Annotated in this window: 18 protein-coding genes; 6 read left to right on the top strand and 12 right to left on the bottom strand. The window is 68.6% G+C overall.

All coding sequences use genetic code 11. The features are described 5' to 3' along the window. Window positions 1-22 precede the first annotated feature (22 nt). Window positions 23-2,545: a mechanosensitive ion channel domain-containing protein gene (locus tag I4U41_RS06650; protein ID WP_206860295.1), complete on the top strand. Its 2,523-nt coding sequence runs from the start codon at window positions 23-25 to the stop codon at window positions 2,543-2,545. 438 nt (window positions 2,546-2,983) lie between these two features. Beyond that, window positions 2,984-4,885, top strand: coding sequence for a potassium transporter Kup (locus tag I4U41_RS06645; RefSeq protein WP_206860294.1), 1,902 nt, complete (start codon window positions 2,984-2,986; stop codon window positions 4,883-4,885). A gap of 15 nt (window positions 4,886-4,900) precedes the next feature. On the opposite strand, the gene I4U41_RS06640 is transcribed toward I4U41_RS06645, so the two are convergent. From I4U41_RS06640 to I4U41_RS06595, 10 genes are all read right to left on the bottom strand, one after another. Then, window positions 4,901-5,059, bottom strand: a complete 159-nt coding sequence (locus I4U41_RS06640; protein ID WP_206860293.1) for a hypothetical protein — start codon at window positions 5,057-5,059, stop codon at window positions 4,901-4,903. Between the two features lie 10 nt (window positions 5,060-5,069). Next, window positions 5,070-5,255: a hypothetical protein gene (locus I4U41_RS06635; RefSeq protein ID WP_206860292.1), complete on the bottom strand. Its 186-nt coding sequence runs from the start codon at window positions 5,253-5,255 to the stop codon at window positions 5,070-5,072. A gap of 136 nt (window positions 5,256-5,391) precedes the next feature. Beyond that, complete coding sequence (locus tag I4U41_RS06630; protein ID WP_320415141.1) at window positions 5,392-5,826, bottom strand: cupin domain-containing protein; 435 nt, start codon at window positions 5,824-5,826, stop codon at window positions 5,392-5,394. Between the two features lie 77 nt (window positions 5,827-5,903). After that, window positions 5,904-6,659 (bottom strand): 2-dehydro-3-deoxy-D-gluconate 5-dehydrogenase KduD, encoded by a 756-nt coding sequence (gene kduD, locus I4U41_RS06625; RefSeq protein WP_206860290.1) that lies wholly within the window; start codon window positions 6,657-6,659, stop codon window positions 5,904-5,906. A gap of 27 nt (window positions 6,660-6,686) precedes the next feature. Beyond that, window positions 6,687-7,532: a 5-dehydro-4-deoxy-D-glucuronate isomerase gene (gene kduI / locus I4U41_RS06620; protein WP_206860289.1), complete on the bottom strand. Its 846-nt coding sequence runs from the start codon at window positions 7,530-7,532 to the stop codon at window positions 6,687-6,689. Window positions 7,533-7,822: 290 nt separating this feature from the next. After that, entirely contained in the window at window positions 7,823-8,920 is a 1,098-nt protein-coding gene (locus I4U41_RS06615) for a LacI family DNA-binding transcriptional regulator (RefSeq protein WP_206860288.1), read from the bottom strand. A 181-nt stretch (window positions 8,921-9,101) separates the two neighbouring features. Further along, a complete protein-coding gene (locus I4U41_RS06610; RefSeq protein WP_206860287.1) occupies window positions 9,102-10,385 on the bottom strand; it encodes a TRAP transporter large permease in 1,284 nt (427 codons plus the stop codon). Window position 10,386: 1 nt separating this feature from the next. Then, window positions 10,387-10,896 carry a TRAP transporter small permease gene (locus I4U41_RS06605; protein ID WP_206860286.1) on the bottom strand — a complete coding sequence of 170 codons (510 nt, stop codon included), beginning with the start codon at window positions 10,894-10,896 and terminating at the stop codon, window positions 10,387-10,389. A gap of 8 nt (window positions 10,897-10,904) precedes the next feature. After that, window positions 10,905-11,921, bottom strand: coding sequence for a TRAP transporter substrate-binding protein (locus I4U41_RS06600; protein WP_206860285.1), 1,017 nt, complete (start codon window positions 11,919-11,921; stop codon window positions 10,905-10,907). Then, complete coding sequence (locus I4U41_RS06595; protein ID WP_206860284.1) at window positions 11,918-12,751, bottom strand: 2-keto-4-pentenoate hydratase; 834 nt, start codon at window positions 12,749-12,751, stop codon at window positions 11,918-11,920. The genes I4U41_RS06600 and I4U41_RS06595 overlap by 4 nt, the downstream gene beginning before the upstream one ends. A 129-nt stretch (window positions 12,752-12,880) precedes the next feature. On the opposite strand from I4U41_RS06595, the gene I4U41_RS06590 reads away from it, so the two are divergent. After that, on the top strand, window positions 12,881-14,233 hold the full coding sequence (locus tag I4U41_RS06590; protein WP_206860283.1) for a pectate lyase family protein: 1,353 nt from the start codon (window positions 12,881-12,883) through the stop codon (window positions 14,231-14,233). Between the two features lie 462 nt (window positions 14,234-14,695). Here I4U41_RS06590 and I4U41_RS06585 read toward each other — a convergent pair whose 3' ends face one another. Further along, on the bottom strand, window positions 14,696-15,766 hold the full coding sequence (locus tag I4U41_RS06585) for a pectinesterase family protein (protein ID WP_206860282.1): 1,071 nt from the start codon (window positions 15,764-15,766) through the stop codon (window positions 14,696-14,698). A 246-nt stretch (window positions 15,767-16,012) separates the two neighbouring features. Continuing rightward, complete coding sequence (locus I4U41_RS06580; protein WP_206860281.1) at window positions 16,013-18,823, bottom strand: TonB-dependent receptor; 2,811 nt, start codon at window positions 18,821-18,823, stop codon at window positions 16,013-16,015. Window positions 18,824-19,081: 258 nt separating this feature from the next. On the opposite strand from I4U41_RS06580, the gene I4U41_RS06575 reads away from it, so the two are divergent. The 3 genes from I4U41_RS06575 (at window position 19,082) to I4U41_RS06565 (ending at window position 21,285) form a co-directional block, all read left to right on the top strand. Further along, window positions 19,082-20,089 (top strand): PfkB family carbohydrate kinase, encoded by a 1,008-nt coding sequence (locus I4U41_RS06575; RefSeq protein WP_206860280.1) that lies wholly within the window; start codon window positions 19,082-19,084, stop codon window positions 20,087-20,089. Next, window positions 20,076-20,711: a bifunctional 4-hydroxy-2-oxoglutarate aldolase/2-dehydro-3-deoxy-phosphogluconate aldolase gene (gene eda, locus I4U41_RS06570; RefSeq protein ID WP_206860279.1), complete on the top strand. Its 636-nt coding sequence runs from the start codon at window positions 20,076-20,078 to the stop codon at window positions 20,709-20,711. The genes I4U41_RS06575 and eda overlap by 14 nt, the downstream gene beginning before the upstream one ends. A gap of 190 nt (window positions 20,712-20,901) precedes the next feature. Further along, entirely contained in the window at window positions 20,902-21,285 is a 384-nt protein-coding gene (locus I4U41_RS06565; protein ID WP_206860434.1) for an HU family DNA-binding protein, read from the top strand. Window positions 21,286-21,482 lie beyond the last annotated feature (197 nt).

Genomic DNA, 21,482 nt, shown 5'->3' with positions numbered 1-21,482 from the left:
GCCCAGAACACCGGAGTGCGCGATGCGTCGATCCACGGGATGGCTGGGTGCGTTGTTGTCGCTGGCGTTCGCCATCGCGCCGGCGTTCGCGCAGGACAAGGCCGCCACGCCGGTACCGGGCACCGCGCCCGCGCCGAAGGAACCGGCCGCGGTCGCCGTCGCCGACATCGCACTGCGCGCCGACGCCGACGAGCGCTTCGCCGAAGCCATCATCCTGCGCGCGCGCGAGGAGGATCCGAGCGAGCAGCTCGCGCCGCGGCTCGACGCCATCGCGCGCTCCGTCGACGAGAAGGCGAAGATGTTCCGCCCCGGGGAGCTGCGCGAGCTGCCGGTGATGCGGCTGGAAAGCTTCGAGCGCCACTGGAAGTTCGACGCGCGCCTGTTCGCGCGCTGGCAGGACGACATGCGCGCGGCGACCGCGCCCTATGCGCAGAGCGCGTCGCAGCTCGCGCAGCGTCGCGCCGACTGGGAAGCCACGCAGGAGCAGGCGCGCGGCGGCAACCTGCCGGCGGCGCTGGCCAGCCGCGTGGATGCGCTGGTCGCGAAACTCAGGACGGCCGAACAGGCGCTGTCCGCGCCGCTGGCCCGGCAGATCGCGCTCGGCCGCCGCGCGAACCTGGTCGATGCGCGCATCCAGACCGGCCTGCGTTCGGTGGCCGAGGCGATCGAGTACATCGACCGCCGCCTGATCCGCTTCGACTCGCCCCCGCTGTGGCTCGCGCGGCAGCCGACGGGCGATTCCGACGATGCGATCAGCTCGATCCGCAAGGGTCTGGGCATCGAGGCGCGTTTCCTCACCGAATACGGCGCGTCCGACTTCGGCAACCAGCGTGCGCTGCACGTCCTGCAGGTGCTGCTGCTGCCGGTGCTGTTGCTGCTCTCGTGGCGCGCGCGACGGGCTCGACGCGAGGCCGAGCGCGCCGGCGCCGAACCCGAACCGCTGGACGCGACCACGCGCGTGCTGCAGCGGCCGTTCTCCGCGTGGCTGCTGCTGTCGATGATGGGCGTGCTGGCGTTCGAGCCGGATGCGCCGCTGCTCGCGCACCAGTTCGCGATGCTGGTCGCGCTGGTGCCGGTGCTGCGCCTGCTGCCGCCGGAGGGCCGGCGGGTGCTCGGCGTGTGGCCGTACGTCGCCACCGCGCTGTACCTGCTGGGCCGCATCGCGTTCTTCTTCCTCGCCAACGCGCTGGTGTACCGCTGGTACCACCTGGGCCTGGCCACGCTCGCGCTGGTGCTGACGTCGTGGCTGCTGTGGCGCGCGCGCCGGCAGCGCAACGCGTGGCTGCGCGACGGCTTCGGCCGCGCGGTGCACGTGGGCGCCTGGGTGAGCGTGGTGCTGCTGGCGGTGTCGATCGTCGCGAACGTGATCGGTAACGTCTCGCTGGCCGAGATGCTCAACAGCGGCGTGATCGACAGCGGCTACTTCGGCCTGGTGCTGTACGCGGGCATGACGGTGATCGTCGCGCTGCTGCGGTTGCTGCTCGCGCGCGGCGGTCAGGCGCGCCTGCGCGTGGTGCGCGAGCACGCGACGCCGCTGCTCACGCTGATCATGCGCGTGCTGACCTTCGCCGCGATCGTCGGCTGGATCGTGTTCACCATGAACCGGTTCCGCGTGTTCCGGCCGGCGTACGCGGTCGCCGAATCGGTGCTCACGCATTCGTTCCAGGTCGGCGAGTTCTCGCTGAGCCTCGGTCACGTGCTGGTGTTCTTCGTCTCGATCTACGTCGCGTTCTGGGCCGCGAAGGCCACGCGCTACCTGTTGCAGGAGGAAGTGCTCACGCGCATGTCGCTGCCGCGCGGCGTGGGCAACTCGGTGGCCTCGCTCACGTACTACGCGGTGCTGCTGCTCGGCGCGCTGGTCGCATTGACGGCGGCGGGCTTCAAGATGACGCAGCTGGCGTTCGTGTTCGGCGCGCTCGGCGTGGGCATCGGTTTCGGCCTGCAGAACGTGGTGAACAACTTCGTCTCCGGCCTGATCCTGATGTTCGAGCGGCCGATCCAGCCGGGCGACGTGGTGGAGATCACCGGCACGTCCGGCCGCGTGCGCGAGATCGGCATGCGCGCCACGACCATCAAGACCTTCGACGGCGCCGACGTGGTGGTGCCCAACGGCACGCTGCTGTCGGAGAAGCTGACCAACTGGACGCTGCTGGACCGCAACCGCCGGCTCGACGTGGACATCGGCGTGGCGTACGGCTCCGATCCGGCGAAACTGTCGGCGCTGCTGCATCACGCGACGCTGCAGACGCCGGGGATCGTCTCCAATCCGGAACCGGTGGTGCTGTTCCTGGGCTTCGGTGCGAGCGCGCTGAATTTCGGCATCCGCGCGTGGACGTACGACTACGACAACTCCGCGACGATCCGCAGCGACCTGGTCACGCGCGTGTACGGCGCGCTGAACCAGGCGGGGATCGAGTTGCCGTTCCCGCAGCAGGATCTGCACCTGCGTTCGGTGTCGGAGGAGGCGGCGGAGGCGTTGCGCGGGCGGCGTGCTGGGCGTGACGATCAGGCTCCGGACGGCGAGGGTGGGGCGGTGCCGGGCTGAGCTGTTGTTTCTGTTCCCGCCCTTGAAAGCAGGAACGCAGGCAACGGCCGATCACCGCGTCGCACGCCTTCACCCAACCCATCCCAGCTCTTGTAGCCCGGGTAAGCGAAGCGCACCCGGGGAGGCGCCCGATGCCCCGGGTGCGCTTCGCTTACCCGGGCTACAAAGGCTGCTTCTCTTCTGCGTGTGTTCGTTGCCTTCGTGAAGCGAGCATCGCAAGTCCGAGCACGTCCTCACGCCCCGACCCTCACCCCAACCCCTCCAGCTCTGCACTCCCTTCGGTCGCAGGAGGGAGAGGGGCTTCTACGCCGCCGCAGGGAGAGGGGCTCAAGAGCGCGGCGAACTGATCCGCATGCGGACGCAGCGCCATACACCTCCCACATCCCATCGTAACCGCCCTTCCGCTGTACTGCCGCCAGGCCCACGCAGCGCGGATCGATGCGGAATGCCGAAACCCCAAGCGACAGCACGCCGGTAGCGCCGTCCACCGCGCTCCCCGCGCTCGTGCTCGCCGCGCTCGGCGTGGTCTTCGGCGACCTCGCGACCAGCCCGCTGTACGCGATGCAGGAAGCCTTCGGCGTGCACGGCGTGCGGCCGACGCCGGCCAACGTGATCGGCGTCGTCTCGCTCGCGTTCTGGGCGCTGGTCGGCGCGGTTTCGCTCAAGTACGTGCTGCTGGTCATGCGCGCGCACAACAAGGGCGAGGGCGGGATCATGGCGCTGCTCGCGCTCGCGCGTTCGTCGCTGATGCGGCATCCGCGCCGTCGCAACTGGGTCGTGATGGCGGGCCTCGCGGGCGCGGCGCTGTTCTTCGGCGACAGCGTGATCACGCCGGCGGTGTCGGTGCTCTCGGCGGTCGAAGGCGTGGAAGTGGCCGCGCCGGGCCTCGCGCCCTGGGTGCTGCCGACGAGCGTGGCGATCGTGCTCGGCCTGTTCGCGTTGCAGCGCTTCGGCAGCGCACGCGTCGGCGCGGTGTTCGGCCCGGTGATGCTGGCGTGGCTGGTCGCGATCGGTCTGCTCGGCTTCTTCGCGATGCTGCGCCAGCCGCGGGTGCTGGTCGCGGTGAATCCGCTGCACGCGTGGGAGTTCTTCCAGCGCAACGGTTTCGCCGGATTCACCACGCTCGGCGCGACGGTGCTGGTGCTCACCGGCGCGGAGGCGCTGTACGCGGACATGGGTCACTTCGGCGCGCGGCCGATCCGCGTGGCGTGGACCGCGATCGCGCTGCCATGCCTGCTGCTGAGCTACTTCGGCCAGGGCGCGGTGCTGCTGCTCGATCCTTCCGCGTCGATGCGGCCGTTCTACCGGACCGTGCCGCAGTGGGGGCTGTTCCCGATGATCGCGCTCGCGACCGCCGCGACGGTGATCGCCTCGCAGGCGGTGATCTCCGGCGCGTACTCGATGATCCGCGCGTGCATCCAGCTCGGCTACCTGCCGCGCATGCGCGTGATGCACACCTCCTCACGCGTGCGCGGGCAGATCCATCTGCCGCTGGTATCGGGCCTGCTGTTGCTGCTGGTGCTCGCGGCGATGCTGGGGTTCCGCACCTCGGCCGCGCTCGCCGCGGCGTTCGGCATCGCGGTCAGCGGGACGATGCTCGCCACCACCGTGCTGGTGATCGTGGTGATGCGCCGGGTGTGGCGCTGGTCGTGGGGCGTGGTGGTGCCGCTGGGCGCGGCGATGCTCGCGGTGGACCTGGCGTTCTTCGCCGCGAACCTGATGAAGATCGCCAGCGGCGGCTGGTTCCCGATACTGCTGGGCGTCGTCGCGCTGGTGGTGATGACCACCTGGCGTCGTGGTCGCGAGCTGCTGGCGCAGCGCAATCGCAGCGACAGCCTGCCGCTGGGGCCGTGCATGCAGTCGCTGCGCGAGCATCCGCCGACGCGCGTGCCGGGCACGGCGCTGTTCCTGACCAACGATGCCGATTACGCACCGCAGGCGCTGCTGCACAACCTCAAGCACAACCGCGTGCTGCACGAACGCAACGTGCTGCTGACCGTGGTGATCCTGGATGAACCGCATGTGCCGCCGGACGAGCGCGTGCGCATCGACTCGCAGGGGGACGACTTCCATCGCATCTGCGCGCGCTTCGGGTTCGCCGAATCGCCGGACGTCCCCGGCGCGCTGGAAGCCTGCGGCGGCCACGGCCTGCACTTCGACCTGATGCAGACCACGTTCTTCACCAGCCGCGAGGACGTGATTTCCGGCGACCGCACGGGCATGGCCCGCTGGCGCGACCACCTGTTCGCCTACCTCACGCGCAACGCGCTGCCGGCGACATCGTTCTTCCGCATCCCCGACAACCGGTTGATCGAGATCGGGCGGCGCGTGGCGATATGACGCCGATGCGTCCGGTCACACCGTCGCGTCGCGCATTACCACCAGCGACGTCGTCGTCGCATCCGGCGAAGGGTCCTGCAGCGGTGCCGCTTCGCGGCTGTGCAGGTACATGTAGGCGATCACCGCGATGGCGAGGATGATCACCATCGCGATGACGATCTGGCGTCCGTTCATGCGTGCGGCCTCAGCGACGCTTCTGGTCGCCGCGATCGCCCTGGCCGGACTTCACTTCGGTGTCGGAATGACGGCGGCGATCCTGCGACAACGAGCGGCCGACGTCGTCGGATTCCTTGAAGCGTCCCTTCTCGTCGCGACGCACGTAACGCTTGTCGCCGTTCGGGGCGATGAGTTCGCGCTTGCTCGATGCCATCGGCATGCCTCCTTCGCTGGACGATGCCTTCATGCTGGTCCGGCGCCGGTTAAGACAGGGCGAATGAAGGCCGCCTTCATGCGCGTGTGCGCGCGCCTCACGGCATCTTCACCGTCGACTTCGCACGGGATGCGCCTCAGCGCTGCGTGCGCCTGCGATAGACGACGATGATCACGAGGTCCTCATCGCCGCGCTGCATCAGCGCGTGCGTGCTGCCATCGCGCGTGAGGATCGCGTCGCCGGCGCCCACCTCGCGCCGCTTGCCGTCGAGCAGCAGTTCGCCGCGGCCGGAGAGCACATAGTAGATCTCGTCCTTGTCGTTGCGGTGCTCGCCGATCGTCGCGCCCGGATGCAGTGCGCGCTGGCGGAAGACGATGTCGAAGCCTTCGGCCTGTTCGAAGAAGGGGTAGGCGGTCGTGGTGCCTTCGCCTTCGTGCGGGCCGGGTTGCTGCACCGCGATGTCGCGCGCATTCTCGACGTAGGAGTCGCGGCGCGGTTCGGCGGCGTGGGCGGTGGTCACGCACGTGGCAACGATCGATGCGTGGGCGATGAAGCGGATGCGTCGATTCACGTCATCTCTCCCTTCCGGCAACTACGCTCTTGTAGCCCGGGTAAGCGAAGCGCACTCGGGGAAGCGCACCGCGGTACTCAGCGCGCCAGCCACCCACCATCCACCGGCAGGATTGCGCCGTTCACGTAATCGGACGCACTCGACGCCAGGAACACCGCCGCGCCGCCCAGGTCCGCCGGCGTACCCCAGCGCCCCGCGGGGATGCGGCCGAGGATCTCCGCGCTGCGCGCTTCGTCCGCGCGCAGCTGCGCGGTGTTGTCGGTCGCCATGTAGCCCGGCGCGATCGCGTTGACGTTGATGCCCTTGTTCGCCCACTCGTTCGCGAGCAGGCGCGTGATGCCGGCGATGCCGCTCTTGCTGGCGGTGTACGACGGCACGCGGATGCCGCCCTGGAACGACAGCATCGACGCGATGTTGACGATCTTGCCGCCGCCGCTGGCGATCATGTGCCGGCCCGCGGCCTGCGCCATGAAGAACGCGGCCTTGATGTTCACGTTCATCACGTCGTCCCAGTCCTTCTCGGTGAAATCCACCGCGTCGGCACGACGGATCAGACCGGCGTTGTTGACCAGGATGTGCAGTCCGCCCAGGCCGTCGAGCGTTTCGCGCACGACGCGTCCGATCGGCTCCACGCTCGACAGGTTCGCCTCGATCGCGACGAAGCGGCGGCCGAGCGCACGCACCTTTTCCTCCGTCTCCCGCGGCGCCCGGATGCCGGCGGCGGCGATGTCCGCGCCCGCTTCGGCAAGCGCCACCGCAATGCCCTGGCCGAGACCGGTGTTGGCGCCGGTGACCAGCGCGACCTTGCCCTGCAGACTGAACGGATTTGCCACGGACGTCTCCCCTGTTTCGTGTGAGGCCTACTTCAGCTGGCAGATGTCCAGCTGGTTCATGTCGGTGTAGTCGAGGTTCTCGCCGCCCATCGCCCAGATGAAGCAGTAGTTCTTCGTGCCCGAGCCCATGTGGATCGACCACGGCGGCGACACGACGGCTTCGTCGTTCGCGATCACCAGGTGGCGCATGTCGGCCGGGTCGCCCATGAAATGCATGACGCGCTGGTCGTCGAGGTCGAAGTAGAAATAGACCTCCGAACGGCGGTCGTGCAGGTGCGGCGGCATGGTGTTCCACACGCTGCCGGGCTTGAGGATGGTCAGGCCGAGCAGCAGCTGGCACGACTTCACGGTCGCCGGGACGATGTACTGGTAGATCGTGCGTTCGTTCGAGGTCTCCAGCGCGCCGCGTTCCAGCGGCACGGCCTGCGCGATGGAAATGTGCTTCGCCTCGAAGCGCGCGTGCGCCGGCGTGGAGGCGAGATAGAACTTCGCGGGCGTGGTGGCGTCGTTCGACGCGAACGCGACGTCGGCGCTGCCCATCGGCACGTACAGGCCGTCCTTGGGTTCCAGCGTGTGGGAGGTGCCGTCGACGGTGACGGTTCCGGTTCCCGCGCCGACGTTGACGATGCCAAGCTCGCGGCGTTCGAGGAACGGCTTGCCCGCGGCGGAGGCGGGCTCGGTCTGCTGCGGCAGCGACACGGAGGCGGTGGTCGGCGCGGCGCCGCCGATGACGAAGCGCTCGTTGTGCGAGTAGTTCAGGACGACCTGGCCCGGGACGAAGAGACCGTCGATGAGGTAGCGCTCGCGCAGCTGGTCGTTGCTGGCGCCGGCCATCATGTCCGGGTGGGTGGCGTGATAGGTCTTGCGGAACATCGGGCCTCTCCGGTGGTTCGGGCCGGCGCGCGGACGCCGCCCGGCGGGTGATTGAGGGGATGATGGCGGGTTTTGGTAACCGGTGTCAAAAGGCGGGGGAGGGTGCGGAGGAGAGAGTGGGAAGTGGATGGGGTGAGGGAGGCCGCCGGTTCACCATGGCGCCGCACCGCTGAACCAGCTCTTGTAGCCCGGGTAAGCGAAGCGAACCCGGGGAGGCGCCCGGTGCCCCGGGTGCGCTTCGCTTACCCGGGCTACAAAGGCTTCCTCTCCCGCGGGGAGAGGGGTTCGAATCAACCCCTGGGTCGCTGCGTCGAATCCCGTACCACCAGCTGCGGGCTCACCGTGCGCGGCTCGACGGTGGCGGCATCGGCGGCCGAAGGCTCCTCGCCCAGCAGCATCTGCGCCGCCTGGCGGCCGACGTCACGCGTCGGCGAATGGATCGTGGTCAGCGCGGGCCACAGCTGCGCGGCGAGCGGGCTGTCGTCGAAGCCCACCACCGACAGGTCGCCCGGAATCGACAGTCCGCGACGCATCGCCGCCTTGTACACGCCGGCGGCCATCTCGTCGTTGCAGGCGAAGATCGCCGTCGGACGCGGCGATTTGGCGAGCAGGTATTCCGCGCCCGCCACGCCCGAGTCGAACGTGTACCCGCCTTCGAAAATGTAATCCGGCGTCAGCTGGATGCCGCGCGCGTCGAGGCCGGCCAGGAAGCCGCCGCCGCGCTCGATCGTGGAACGGTAGCGGCGCGGACCGGTGATCAGGCCGATCGTGCGATGGCCCAGCGATTCGACGTAGTTCGCCGCTTCAGTGCTGGCCTGGCGGTCCTGCGTGACCAGCATGTGCGCCGCCGCGTCCATCGGCACCGAGGCGATGCGCACGTAACGCACGCCGATCTCGCGCATCGCCGCGGCCAGCTGTTCGTCCTCGGACACGCGCGGAATCAGGATCACGCCGTGCAGCTTCTGCTGCTGCACGAAGCGGCGCACGCCGTCGATGTAGTCCTCCTTCGAGGAATCGCACGGATGCACCACCAGTTCGTAGCCTGAATCGCGCAGCGCATCCAGCGCGCCGTACTGCATGTTCACGATGTACTGCGCGGTCGGGTTGTCGTACACCAGCCCGATCAGGAACGAGCGCCGGAACGCCAGTCCGCGCGCCTGCGGATCGGGCGTGTAGCCCAACTGCTTCATCAGCGCGAGTACTTTCTCGCGCGTTTCCGGATGCACCAGCGGCGAGTTGTTGATGACGCGCGAGACGGTCTTCTTCGAAACCCCGGTGAGCCGCGCGATGTCGTTGATCGTCGCCTTTCCGGTCAGTGCGGCGTCCTCCGGCGCGGGCAGCGGCGAGGCGGTGCGGGAACGTCGGGTGCGCGGCGCGGGTTCGGTCATGTGGGAATTCTAGCCGCCCCTCCGGGCCTTGGCCGCCGCCTGTCGCATCGTGCCGGGATTCGGGATTGGAACAGCAGGCACCGCGATGCCCATCGTCCGGAATTCCGCATGCGCGACGCCCTGATCCGGCCGGTTTTCGCGAATCCCGAATTCGCAGTCCGAATCCGGGCTTTAAAACGCCTCAAGCCTTCAACACCGCCGGCAGCCACAGCGACAGCGCCGGCACGAACGCCACCACCAGCAGCACCGCGAGGCCGGCCAGCCAGAACGGCCAGATCGTCCGCATGCTCTGGCCGATGCTGATCTTGCCGATCGCGGTACCGACGAACAGCACCGACCCCAGCGGCGGGCTGATCAGGCTCAGGCCGCCCTTGAGCACCAGGATCACGCCGAAGTGCACCGGATCGATGCCGATGGCGCGCGCCACCGGCAGGAAGATCGGCGTGCAGATCAGGATCATCGGCGCCAGATCCAGGAACGTGCCCAGCACCAGCAGCACCAGGATCATCATCAGCAGCATCAGGTTGCGGTCCTGCGTCAGGCCGGTGAGGAAATCCACCGATGCCGACGGCACCTGCAGGTACGCCAGCAACCAGCCGAACACCGCCGCCGTGGCGATCACGAACAGGATCGCCCCCGCACTGCGCGCCGCATGCACCACCGTGCCGAGGAACTCACGCCACGGCATCTGCCGGTACAGCACGCTGGTGACCAGCAGCGCGTACACGACCGCGATCGCCGCGCTTTCCACCGCGGTGAAGATGCCCGCGCGGATGCCGACGAAGATCAATGCGACCAGGCCCAGGCCCGGCAGCGCCGACACCAGCCGCAGCGCGACCGCGCGCCATCCGGGGAAGATCTCCACGCCGTAGCCGCGACGCCGCGCGACCGCGTAGCAGGTGACCATCAGCACCAGCGTCATCAGCAGCGCGGGCACGATGCCCGCGGCGAACAGGTCGGCGATCGACAGGCCGCCGCCCGCCGCGGCCGAATACAGGATCAGATTGTGCGAAGGCGGCACCAGCAGCGCGACGAGCGCGGCGGTGATGCACACGTTCACCGCGAAATCGCGGTCGTATCCGCGCTGCACCATCTGCGGGATCATCGTGCCGCCGACGGCCGACACGTCGGCGAGCGCCGAGCCCGACACGCCGCCGAAGAACAGCGACGACAGGATGCTCACCTGGCCCAGTCCGCCGCGCATGCGCCCGACCAGCGACGAGGCCAGCCCGATCAGACGTTCGGAAATCCCGCCGCGCAGCATGATCTCGCCGGCGAAGATGAACAATGGAATCGCGATCAGGCTCGCCGAGCCCGAACCGGCGGACACCTGTTGCACCATCACGATCGACGGCACGTCCAGGTACAGCAGCGTCGCCAGCGATGCGGCGGCCAGCGCGTACGCCACCGGCACGCCCAGCACCAGCAGTACGCCGAACATCACGAACAGCAATGCGATCGCCATGTCAGTGGCCCTCCGGCGCGGGCGCGTCGAAGATCATCCGGGTCAGCCCGAACAGCGCCATCAGCGCGCCGCCGACCGCCAGCGGCAGGTAGTCGATGCTTTCCGGCAGCGGCGCACCGGCGGTGGGAATGTGCACGCCGTCGACGAACAGCACGCCACCCCAGTACGCCAGCATCAAACCGATGACCACGATCACCGCCGACTGCAGCAGGTGCACCGCGTGTTTCGCGCGCGGCCCCAATGCTTCGGCCAGCAACGAGAACGCGAAATGCCGGCGCGTGTGCACGCCGGCGGCGGCGCCCATGCTCATCGCGGTGCTCAGCATCAGCAGCGTGACCGGCTCGGTCCAGCTGGGCGAATCGTTCAACACGTAGCGCGCGATCACCTGCCAGCCCTGCACCAGCACCAGCGCGAGCAGCGCGAGGGCCGCCACCGCGATGGTCCAGTCGGCCAGGCGATCGCAGGTGCGTTGCAGGATCGAGGAAGGAACCGGTAGTGCGGTGGCCACCATGGGAGTCCTCACGCAAGGTCGCGGATTTGCCGGTACAGCGCGTCGATCGCCGGGTCCTGGCGGTAGAACGCCAGGAGCGGCTGCGCGGCGGCGCGGAAGGCGGGGATGTCGCATTCGTTGGACAGCACGCCGGCCTCCTTCACGATGCGCCGCGCGTCGTCTTCCTGCTGCGCCCACATCGTGCGCATCACGCCGACCGATTCGCGCGCGAGCCGAAGCAGCGTGTCGCGGTCGCGCGCTTGCAGCGAATCGAAGGTCCGGCGCGAGAGCAGCAGCACGTCCGGCGCCCACGAATGATCGCTGTGCGACCAGTAGCGCGCGGCTTCGAAATGGCGGCTGGACTGGAAGCTGCGGATGTTGTTCTCCGCGCCGTCGATCATGTGCGTCTCCATGCCGGAGAACACCTCGCCCAGCGGCAACGGCGTGGGGTTCGCGCCGAACAGGCGCAGCATGCGGATGAAGATGTCCGACACCGGCACGCGGATCTTCAGGCCGTCCAGGTCGGCCGGCGTCACGATCGGATGCTTGATGTTGTAGAAGCAGCGCGGTCCGCTGTCGTAGATCGCAAGGCCGACCAGGCCGCGCGCTCCGAACCCGCGCAGCACCTGCGCGCCGACGTCGCCGTCGATCGCGTGGCGCAGGTGTTCGGTGGAATCGAACACGTACGGCAGGCACAGCGCCTGGGTGAGCGGGAAGGCGTTGTTCAGCGCGCCGGTGTAGACGCGGGTGATGTCGATGGCGCCGAAGCGCGCCATGTCGATCGCTTCCGATTCGCGCCCGAGCTGACCCGCGTGGTACTGGCGCAGGCGCACGCGGCCTTCGGTTTCGCGTTCCAGCTGCTCGCCGATCCACTTCACCGCCTGCACGGTCGGGTAATCCTTCACGTGCACGTCGGTGGCGGTGAGCACGCGCGCCGGTTCCGCCGCGCGCAGCGCGTCGGGCAGGGCACCGGCGACGCACGAGGCGCCCAATCCGGCGAGGAAACGGCGCCGTTGCGGATGCGGGTCGTGTCGGCCTTCGCTCATGCGCGCTCCCCGGATGGCGTGGCGGCGACGGTGTCGCAAAGGATCTCGCCCCATTCGCCGAAGCTGATCCGCGCGCGCTGACCGGCGACGATGTCGTGGATACCGGTCGCCGCGCCGGTGGTCACCAGCATGCCGCGCTTGAGCGGATGGCCGCGACGCGCGCAGCGCGAAAGCGCGAACGCCAGTGCGGCGAGCAGCCCGCCGCTGATCGAGGCCGCGCCTCCTTCGCCGACGAGGCGTCCGTCGATGAAGGTCTCGCAGGTGAGTTCTTCCGCCGCACGTCGCTGCCAGCCGGTGATTTCCGCGCCGAGCACCAGCCCCGCGTTGTTGCCGAAATCCGACACCACCACCGGTGGGCCGAGCGCGTTGATCAGCGGCAGCGGGCTGCCGGCGAGTTCGACACCGACGTGCAGCGCGCCGACGAACGCGGCGGCTTCGGCGGCGGTGTAGGCGGTCTTGTCCGGCGGCGCGTCGCGATCGATGCGGAACACGAACTCGGCTTCGACCGCGGCGAAACCGCCGGGGATCACCGCGAACGTGCCGCTCGCGCCCGCATGCGGCGCCTGCACCGCGCCTTCGAAGATCGGACCGACCAGGCGTTCCTCGCCGAGCGTGGTTTCCCAGTCCGCCGGAATCCTGCCGACCTTCCAGCCCACGACCGGGCGGTCCCACAGCGCGATGGCGAGGTCCTGGCAGGCATAGCCTTCGTCCAGGTTCGCCGGCACGGAACCCGGGTATTGGGGGAGCGCCCGCGCCTGGCGGCGCGCGTCCACGAGCCGGCCGGCGATCGTTGCGCGGTCGCTGCCCGCGTCGGGCGGGTGTCTGTCCATGCGGCGGCGGTCCCCTGCTGATCGGCTGTTGGGCCTGTTGTATAGGAAACCGGTGTCATTGACAATCGGGGCATACACTCGGATCACGGCTCGGGGAGGGGACGGATGGGGAAGCACCGCAGCAACGGCATGATTCATGGGACGGCGCGCGCGCTCGCGTGGGGCGTGTTGCTGGTGTCCGCCGCGCTCCCGGGCCTTTCCGCCGCGACGCAGTCGCCCAAACCCATGTCCCCCGGGACAGCGGCGCTCGCCTTCCCGGGCGCGCAGGGCTGGGCCGCGCACACGCCGGGCGGTCGCGGCGGGAAGATCCTGCGCGTGACCACGCTGGCCGCGAGCGGCCCCGGTTCCTTCGCCGAGGCGATCGCAATGCGGGGCCCGCGCATCGTCGTGTTCGAAGTCGGCGGCGTGATCGATCTGGGCATGAAGGAGCTGCGCATCACCGAGCCCTTCCTCACCATCGCCGGACAGACCGCGCCGCAGCCGGGCATCACCTTCATCAAGGGCGGCCTGACCATCGCCACGCACGACGTGGTGATCCGCCACGTCCGCATGCGCCCGGGGGACGGCGGCATGCCGACGTTTTCCGCCGACATCGACGCGATCACCACCGTGCGCGGCGCGCGCGACGTCATCGTCGATCATTGTTCGCTGACGTGGGCGACGGACGAGAACCTGTCGGCGTCGAGCACGCGTTTCCATGGCGAGGACGAGAAGGCGTGGATGGACGCGGCCTCGCGCCGCATCACCTACAGCAACAACATCATCGCCGAGGGCCTGGCGAACGCCACGCACAAGAAGGGCGAGCATTCCAAGGGCACGCTGATCCACGACCACGTCAACGACGTGCTGATCATCGGCAACCTCTACGCGCACAACTACGAGCGCAACCCGCTGTTCAAGGGCGGCGCGCGCGGACAGGTGCTCAACAACCTGATCTACGACCCGGGCCAGCGCGCCGTGCACTACAACCTCATCGCCGAGGAATGGCTGGGGCACCCGTATTCGCGTGGGCGGGTCGTCGCGCGCGGCAACGTGATGCGTGCGGGCCTCTCGACCGAGGACGTCGCGTTCTTCCAGGTGGGCGGCTCGGGCGATGTCGACGTGTTCCTCGAGGACAACCTGGCGGTGGACCGCCTCGGCAACCCGCTGCCGCAGCAGGGCCGTTACACCACGACGCCGATCCGCGTGGATGCGATGGAGCGCGCGCCGGCGCTGCCGTTCGGCGTGACGCTGCTGCCGTCGTCGAAGGTGCAGGACGCGGTGATCGCGAACGCGGGTGCGCGTCCGTGGGATCGCGACGACGTGGACCGGCGCATCCTCGCGGATGCGATCGAAGGACGCGGGCGGATCATCGACAGCCAGGAGCAGGTGGGGGGCTATCCGGTGCAGAAGGAGACGCGGCAGGCGTTCGTTCCCGGTGATTGGGACCTGGAGACGATGGAGCCGTTGAAGGCGCTGCCGCGGCGGGAGCCGTTGAAGTAGGGGAGGCATGGTGCGCGGTTGCGCCCTTTCTCGCCGCCGTCTCCCTTCCGCCCTCCCATCCTCTCTCCGTCATCCCGGCGAAGGCCGGGATCCAGGCGCGCATCTCAGGGGCACTCTCTTAGTGGTGACCCACCTCTTCGTCATTCCAGCGAAAGCTGGAATCCACTCTGCTTTTGCTCCTGCTGGGATGACGACTATCCCGCGAGGACGGCTTTATCGAGAGAACTGTTTTTCTCGGAACGACGACCTACGACGCGGCTGCTCTTGTAGCCCGGGTAAGCGAAGCGCACCCGGGTTGGAGAGTCGACCGCGTCCCCGGGTGCGCTTCGCTTACCCGGGCTACAACGTCTACAACGGCTTTTGCCCTTCACGTCCGTCGTCGGCGGAACGGGCAAGCGACCGCGGGCGCGATGAAGACGAGGAAGAGCAGGGCGACGTGGAGGTGCTTGAACATGAAGTGCCTCAACCGGGCCGCCACGCGTCGAGCACACGCTCGCGCGCGAAGGCGGAGACACGTTCGCGCGGAAGGAGACGACGCGAGCCGGAGCGGTGCGCGCCGGGGCCCGAGCTGTCGTGTTCGAACAGCCGCGCGTCGTCGGATCGAAGCATCACGCGGCGCCCGTCGCGCGCGGTGTAGCCCATTTCGTCCCAGCCGCGCGCGTCGATGTGCGCGTCCATCCAGCACGACACGTAGACCGCTGCGCCGACCGCGTCCGGATCGCCGTACTTGCCGTCAGGAAAGGTGCGTCCGGGCCGCCACGCGCGGCCAAGCGCGACGCTGCCGTCCGGAATCGCCGCATCGCGCGTGAGCCGGCAAGTAACGAACGTGAGGCCGAACGGCTGCGCCGATGGCGTGCACGGCACGGCGACATAGCCCTGGCGCTCCTTTCCCGGGCGGTAGCGCGAATGCAGCTGGCACCGCTCGAACAGCGCATTGCCGCCGCCGAAGATGAAATCGACACTGCCGTCGATGCGGCAATCTTGGAACAAGCTGCGGCCGGCATCGGCGAACAGCGTGTCCTGGTGACCGATGAAATCCACGCGCTCGAACGCGGCGCGATCGTTGCCCGCGTCGAGCATCAACGCCACCGCCTGCGCGCCGTTCGGACCGATGGGCTCGAACTTCGGTGCGGCGAGATTGCCGACGTAGTCGAAGGCGTTCTCGATGGTGAGGTTCGTGGCGCTGAAATCCGGTGCTCGGACGATGACGCTCGCGCAGCCCCAGGTGCCCCAGGGTTCGCCGTCCGGACGCTTCATGCCGGCGGCGGCGTCGAAGGTGAGGACGCTTCCGGTGCGATCCTCGCCGACGAGGTGCACGTTCGGTTTGTCGACCAGCAGTTTTTCGTGCCAGCGACCGCGGGTGATGAGGATGCGGAAGGCTTTCGTCCCGTTCGCCGGCGCTGCGCCGAGGGCTTCGGCGATGGTGGGGTAGGTGGGGGCTTCGGGGCGTGGCGTCTTTGCGACGATGGCGTCGAAGGCTGTTTGCCCGTACGTTTTCGCGAGCGACTTCGCCCCGCTCCACCCCGCGGCCATCGGGCACGGCCCGATGGCGTTCGTCCGGACGCGCGCCAGTGGCGCGCAAGCGTCCTTCCTCACCGCTGCGAGCAGGGGAGGGGGCAGGAACGCGGCGGTGCAGCACGCGAAGGTGGTTTGCAGGAACCTTCGTCGCGAATCCGGAACAGCATCACCGCATCGCGGCAACCGCGCATCGCTCATTCGCGCGGCTCCGCGTTCGCCGAGAACAGCGCCGCCCGCATCACGGCGGCGCCGTTCCATTCCTCAGAACTTGTAACGCGCACCGAGGAAGTACTGCCGGCCCGTGTGGTGGTAGACCGAGGCGCGGTCGCCGATCGAGTCGACCCACTGGTCCTGGAACTCGTCGGTGAGGTTCAGGCCTTCCAGCGTCAGTTCGAAGTGATCGTTGATCCGGTACGACGCCGACATGTCGATCGTCAGCGTTTCCGCGGTGCCTTCCACGTCGTTGTTGTTGCGGCCCGGCACGGTGGTCAGGAAGTCGTCGCGATACGCCGCCGACACGCGCGCGCTGAACTTCTCGCCTTCGTAGTAGAGCGTCGCGTTGTAGGCGTTCTTCGACAGGCCGGTGAGGTCGGTGCGCAGCGACGTCTCGCCGGCCGAGGTCATGTGCTGGATCTTCGAATCGACGTAGGTGTAGTTCAGCTGCACGCCGAAATCGCTCCAGAAGCCGGGCAGGAACACGAACGGCTGCTGGTAGGTGAATTCCAGGCCCTTGAGCGGACCGCCTGGCGTGTTGAGCGGGATGTTGAACTGGAACTCGTCGTTCACCGTCGCGCCGGTGCCTTCCAGCAGGCTCGCCGGCAGGCCCGAGGTGGAATACGGCCGCGTTTCGCGCGAGGTTTGCACGAAGCTGTCGATGTCCTTGTAGAACAGGCCCAGCGCGAGCAGCGATTCCTCGGCGAAATACCATTCCAACGACAGGTCGGCGGTCTTCGCGCGGAAGGGATCGAGCAGCGGGTTGCCGCCGTTCACCACGCGATTGCCGCCGGAGACGTTCACCGTCACGCCGGGCGTGAGGTTGTTCAGGCCCGGGCGCGCCATCACCTTCGCCGCGGCGAAGCGGACCAGGAAATCCGGCGTCACGTCGGCGACGAGGTTCAGCGACGGCAGCGTGTCCTCGTAGCTGCGTTCGACGGTGGTCAGCACGGGCTCGCCGCCCACCGTGGACCAGCCGGTGGAACTCTGCCGCGTCGTTACCTGGCGCAGGCCGATGTTGCCGCTCAGCGGCAGCGAGCCCAGTTGCGCGTTGAAGTCCGCCTGCAGCCAGAAGCCCTGGTCGCGTTCGGTCACCGAACGGTTGTTGCCCAGCACCGAGGCCACCTGGTCGCTGACGGCGAAGATGCCGTCGTCGCTGTAGATGTCGAACGCGCGGTTGAACGCGTCGATGTCGGGAATCAGCCAGCGCCCGTCGCCGACGCCGCCGATGTCCTCCAGCCCGATCGTTCGGGTGAGGTCGGCCAGCGTCGTGCCGTCCGGCAGCGCGGGCACGACGAGCTCGGACGCGCGGCGTTCCTCGCGCGTGTCGAAGGTGTATTCCTTGAACTGGCCGCCGCCCTTGAGCGTGAAGTGGTCCGTGAGCGTCCACGCCATGCCCAGCGACACGTTGTCGATGGTGTTGTCGGCGTACTGCGGTCGCAGGCGGATTTCGGAGGTGCCGTCGATGAAGCCCCACTGCGCCGGGTCGTTCACGTCGAACCCGGTGGTGATGACCGGCAGGCGATCGTCGTTGCGGTAGTCGTAGACGTAGCCGTCGGCGTCGAGGTGGTCCAGCGTGATCGTGGTCTGGATCGGGTTCTCGAACTCCGACTTCGCACGGCCGGCCTCGAAATGCAGCCTGAAGTCGTCGGTCAGCTCGTGGTCGGCGTAGAAGTTGAACTGGGTGAATCTGGTTTCCAGCTCGTCGTAACGCGCTTCCGAACGCACGTCGACGTTGTCGAACACGCCATGGACGAGGTTGCCGCGGCCATCGATCGCGCCGTCGCGCACCACCGTCTGCGGCTTGCCCGCGCCGCCGCGGCTGAAGGACAGGCCGTTGAGGAAGTTCTCGGTGCGCGTGGCGTCGAGATCGGCGTACATCACGTCCAGGCCCAGCGACGTCTTGTCGGTCGGATCGAACTGCAGCGACGCGGTCACGCCCAGGCGTTCCTGCTCGTGCTCCATCACGCCGTAGCGCGGGATGCGCGGATGGAACACGTCCTCGCTGTTCGCGTCGGCGAACGGCGAATCCTCGGAGAAACCGCCGCTGCTGGTGCCGCGATCCCAGCGCACGGTGCTGTGGCCTTCCTCGAGCAGGCGGCGCTTGGTGTAGGCCACCGACATCAGCGCGCCGAAGCGGTTGTCCGCCCAGGTGTTGCTGATGAGCATGGTCGCGCGCGGATCGATGTCGCCGGCAAGGTCGTTGTAACCCAGCTGCGCGCCGGTGACGAAGGTGAAGCCGTCGTAGTCGAACGGACGCGCGGTCTGCAGGTCCACCGTGGCGCCGAGCGCGCCTTCCTCGATGTCGGCCGAGGCGGTCTTGCGCACGGTGATGCTGTTGAACAGCTCGGAGGCGAAGACGTTGAAGTCGAAGCCGCGACCGCGGTTCGCGCCGCCGGAGCTGTCGGTGCCGCCGGTGGTGGTCAGCGCCTCCATGCCGTTGATGCGCACGCGGGTGAACTGGCTGTCCAGGCCGCGCACGGAGATGTTGCGGCCTTCGCCGGCGTCGCGCGAGATCGACACGCCCGGGATGCGCTGCAGCGATTCGGCGAGGTTGAGGTCGGGAAAGTCGGCGATGTCCTCGGCGACGATCGCGTCCACCACGCCGATCTCGCTGCGCTTCTTCTCCAGCGCCTTCTCCAGCGCGCCGCGGAAGCCGGTGACGGTGACGGTGTCCAGCTCGGTGGGTGGTGCATCCGCCGCGGGTGCGGCGGCGGTGGCTGCGGGTGTCGCGGCGGCGTCGGCCGTCGGCGCGGCGTCCTGCGCGAGGGCGGTTGCGGCGCTCAGCTGCAGCGCAAGGCCGATCGAAGCGGCCAGCAAGGTAACCGGTGTCTTTTTTGGCGCACGCTGAAATTGCATAGGTTCTCCCCTCCCATATGGCAACAGCTTCAAAGGTGCTTGTTGACTGGCTTGCGATGCTTGCTAAGGTGGTCCTGTCGGCGAAATGACACCGATGGTCAAAACCCTAGCACCTGGGATGGCCGACCGCATGCTGCGGTGCGCCATGAAGTCCGCGGACCGCCTCGCCGTGCGGTCGCGCGGGGCCGGGGAGCAGGCAGAATCGTGCGGTTTGCAGAACCAACGGGGAACTGGAATGAGCGCAATGAGGAGCCCGGCGTGAGCCGCGTCGTCTGTTTCGGTGAGCTGCTGCTGCGCCTGTCGGCGCCCGGACGCGAACGGGTGCTGCAATCGCCGGCGCTGGACGTGCACGTCGGTGGCGCGGAGGCGAACGTCGCCGTCCTGCTCGCGCAGCTGGGGCACGACGCGGCGGTGGTTTCGACCGTCGCCGAGAACGCGCTGGGCGCGGCGGCGATCGGCGAACTGCGCCGGCATGGCGTGGACACGCGCGCGGTGCGCGCGGCATCCGGACGCATGGGGTTGTACTTCCTCTCGCACGGCGCGATGCAGCGCCCGAGCGAAGTGCTGTACGACCGCGCCGATTCGGCCTTCGTGCGCAACGCCGACTACGACTGGGACGCGCTGCTCGACGGCGCGCGCTGGCTGCACCTGTCCGGCGTGAGCCCCGCGCTCGGTGCCGCGACGGCGCAGGCGACCATCGATGCCGCGCGCGCCGCGCGCCGGCTCGGCGTGAAGGTGTCCTTCGACGGCAACTTCCGCGGCAAGCTCTGGCAGGCGTGGGATGGCGACGCCGCCGGGCTGCTGCGGCGGATCTTCGAGGAAGCCGACATCGTCTTCGCCGATCATCGCGACATCGCCATCGTGCTGGGCGAACGCGTGCCGTCGGAGGGCGAAAAGGCCGTGGCCGAAGCGGCGACGCGCGCGTTCGCCGCGTTCCCGAACCTGCAATGGCTCGCCTGCACGCTGCGCACGCAACACAGCGTCGACCGGCACACGTTGTCGGCGGTGATGGTCGAACGCGACGGCACGCGACGCCGCGCACCGGACTACGCGCTCGAAGGCATCGTCGATCGCATCGGCACCGGCGACGCGTTCGCCGGCGGCGTGCTGCACGGGCTCATCCACGGCATGGCGCCGCCGGAAGTGCTGCATTTCGGCCTCGGCGCGGCGGTGCTCAAGCATTCGATCCCGGGCGATTTCTGCCTGGTGTCGGCGCAGGAAATCTCCGACGTCACTTCGCAGGCGGGTTTCCATGTCCGCCGTTGACGCGCAGGCGGCGCTGCGCGGACACCGCATCGTGCCCGTGTACACGCCGTCCAGCGTGGACGAAGCGCTCGCGGTGGCGCGCGCGCTGCAGGCCGGCGGGCTCGGTGCGATCGAGGTGACGCTGCGCACGCCGGTGGCGATGGACGCCATCGCCGCCATCGCGCGCGAGGTGCCCGGCATGCAGGTCGGTGCCGGCACGGTGCTCGACATCGGACAGATGCAGGGCGCGAAAGGGGCGGGCGCGACCTTCGCGGTGTCGCCCGGCAGCACGCGCGAACTGCTCGACGCGGCGGTCGACCTGCGCCTGGCGTACCTGCCGGGCGTGGCGACCGGAAGCGAGGTCATGGCCGCGCTCGCCGCGGGCCATCGGTTGCTGAAGGTGTTTCCGGCCGAACCGATCGGCGCGCTCGAACTCATCAAGGCCTGGCGCGGCCCGTTCGCGCAGGCGCGCTTCTGTCCGACCGGCGGCATCGACGCCGCGCGTGCCCGCGATTACCTGCGGCTGCCCAACGTTGCATGCCTGGGCGGCTCGTGGCTGACGCCGGCCGATGCGCTGCGCGAAGGCGACTGGGCGCGCATCGAAGGTCTCGCGCGCGAGGCGGTGGCGCTCGCCGGGCAGTGATGCGGCGCGTCGAAAAACCGGCATTTCGCCGCCGTTGCGGCACCTGGATTCGCCCGGATTCGCCAAAGCGGCCATTTCCCGCACTTTTTCGCAAAAAACCACTTGGCGGCGCGATGGTGTTGCCCTACATTCCGCTTGCCTGGCTGCGGTTTACGGGCATCCATCAACCATCGAGTATCACGAGACACATATGGCGAAGACGAAGAAAGTGGCAAAGAAGGCCGCCCCGAAGAAGGCCGCTGCGAAGCCGGCCGCTCCGAAGCCGATCAAGGAAGTCCTGTCCAAGTCGGGCCTGGTCGCGCACCTGTCGGAAACGACCGGCGTCGTCGCCAAGGACGTCCGCAACGTCCTGGCCGCGCTGGAAGGCGCCGTCCACGCGTCGATCAGCAAGAAGGGCGCGGGTGCGTTCACCCTGCCGGGCCTGCTGAAGATCACCGCCGTCAACGTTCCGGCCAAGCCGAAGCGCAAGGGCATCAACCCGTTCACCAAGGAAGAGCAGTGGTTCGCCGCCAAGCCGGCCACGGTGAAGGTCAAGGTCCGTCCGCTGAAGAAGCTGAAGGACGCCGCGGCCTGATGACCGCCGGATGCGGTGGCGCGACGCCACCGCATCCTGTTGCAGCAGTAGCAAGGGCGGAAGTGAGGAGTGGGCAGGAGCGGGTTGCCGCGTCTGGCCGCTTTTCCCTTCCGCCCTTGTGCGTTTTGGGGGCCGCAAGAAGCGGCGCCTGTAGCCGGGCAAGCGAAGCGCCCCCGGATTGAACCATCGCGGACACG

It is taken from the genome of Lysobacter changpingensis (assembly GCF_017308985.1).
Classification (GTDB): domain Bacteria; phylum Pseudomonadota; class Gammaproteobacteria; order Xanthomonadales; family Xanthomonadaceae; genus Lysobacter_J; species Lysobacter_J changpingensis.
Note: the sequence above shows the minus strand (reverse complement) of the source record. Positions and strands in the feature narration are given on the sequence as shown.

Bases quoted from the DNA above. Each gene is read 5' to 3' on its own strand.
- I4U41_RS06650 (WP_206860295.1), top strand. From the start codon at position 23: ATGCGTCGATCCACGGGATGGCTGGGTGCGTTGTTGTCGCTGGCGTTC.
- I4U41_RS06645 (WP_206860294.1), top strand. From the start codon at position 2,984: ATGCGGAATGCCGAAACCCCAAGCGACAGCACGCCGGTAGCGCCGTCC.
- I4U41_RS06640 (WP_206860293.1), bottom strand. From the start codon at position 5,059: ATGAACGGACGCCAGATCGTCATCGCGATGGTGATCATCCTCGCCATC.
- I4U41_RS06635 (WP_206860292.1), bottom strand. From the start codon at position 5,255: ATGGCATCGAGCAAGCGCGAACTCATCGCCCCGAACGGCGACAAGCGT.
- kduI (WP_206860289.1), bottom strand. From the start codon at position 7,532: ATGTTCCGCAAGACCTATCACGCCACCCACCCGGACATGATGGCCGGC.
- I4U41_RS06615 (WP_206860288.1), bottom strand. From the start codon at position 8,920: ATGACCGAACCCGCGCCGCGCACCCGACGTTCCCGCACCGCCTCGCCG.
- I4U41_RS06610 (WP_206860287.1), bottom strand. From the start codon at position 10,385: ATGGCGATCGCATTGCTGTTCGTGATGTTCGGCGTACTGCTGGTGCTG.
- I4U41_RS06605 (WP_206860286.1), bottom strand. From the start codon at position 10,896: ATGGTGGCCACCGCACTACCGGTTCCTTCCTCGATCCTGCAACGCACC.
- I4U41_RS06600 (WP_206860285.1), bottom strand. From the start codon at position 11,921: ATGAGCGAAGGCCGACACGACCCGCATCCGCAACGGCGCCGTTTCCTC.
- I4U41_RS06595 (WP_206860284.1), bottom strand. From the start codon at position 12,751: ATGGACAGACACCCGCCCGACGCGGGCAGCGACCGCGCAACGATCGCC.
- I4U41_RS06590 (WP_206860283.1), top strand. From the start codon at position 12,881: ATGATTCATGGGACGGCGCGCGCGCTCGCGTGGGGCGTGTTGCTGGTG.
- I4U41_RS06585 (WP_206860282.1), bottom strand. From the start codon at position 15,766: ATGGCCGCGGGGTGGAGCGGGGCGAAGTCGCTCGCGAAAACGTACGGG.
- I4U41_RS06580 (WP_206860281.1), bottom strand. From the start codon at position 18,823: ATGCAATTTCAGCGTGCGCCAAAAAAGACACCGGTTACCTTGCTGGCC.
- eda (WP_206860279.1), top strand. From the start codon at position 20,076: ATGTCCGCCGTTGACGCGCAGGCGGCGCTGCGCGGACACCGCATCGTG.
- I4U41_RS06565 (WP_206860434.1), top strand. From the start codon at position 20,902: ATGGCGAAGACGAAGAAAGTGGCAAAGAAGGCCGCCCCGAAGAAGGCC.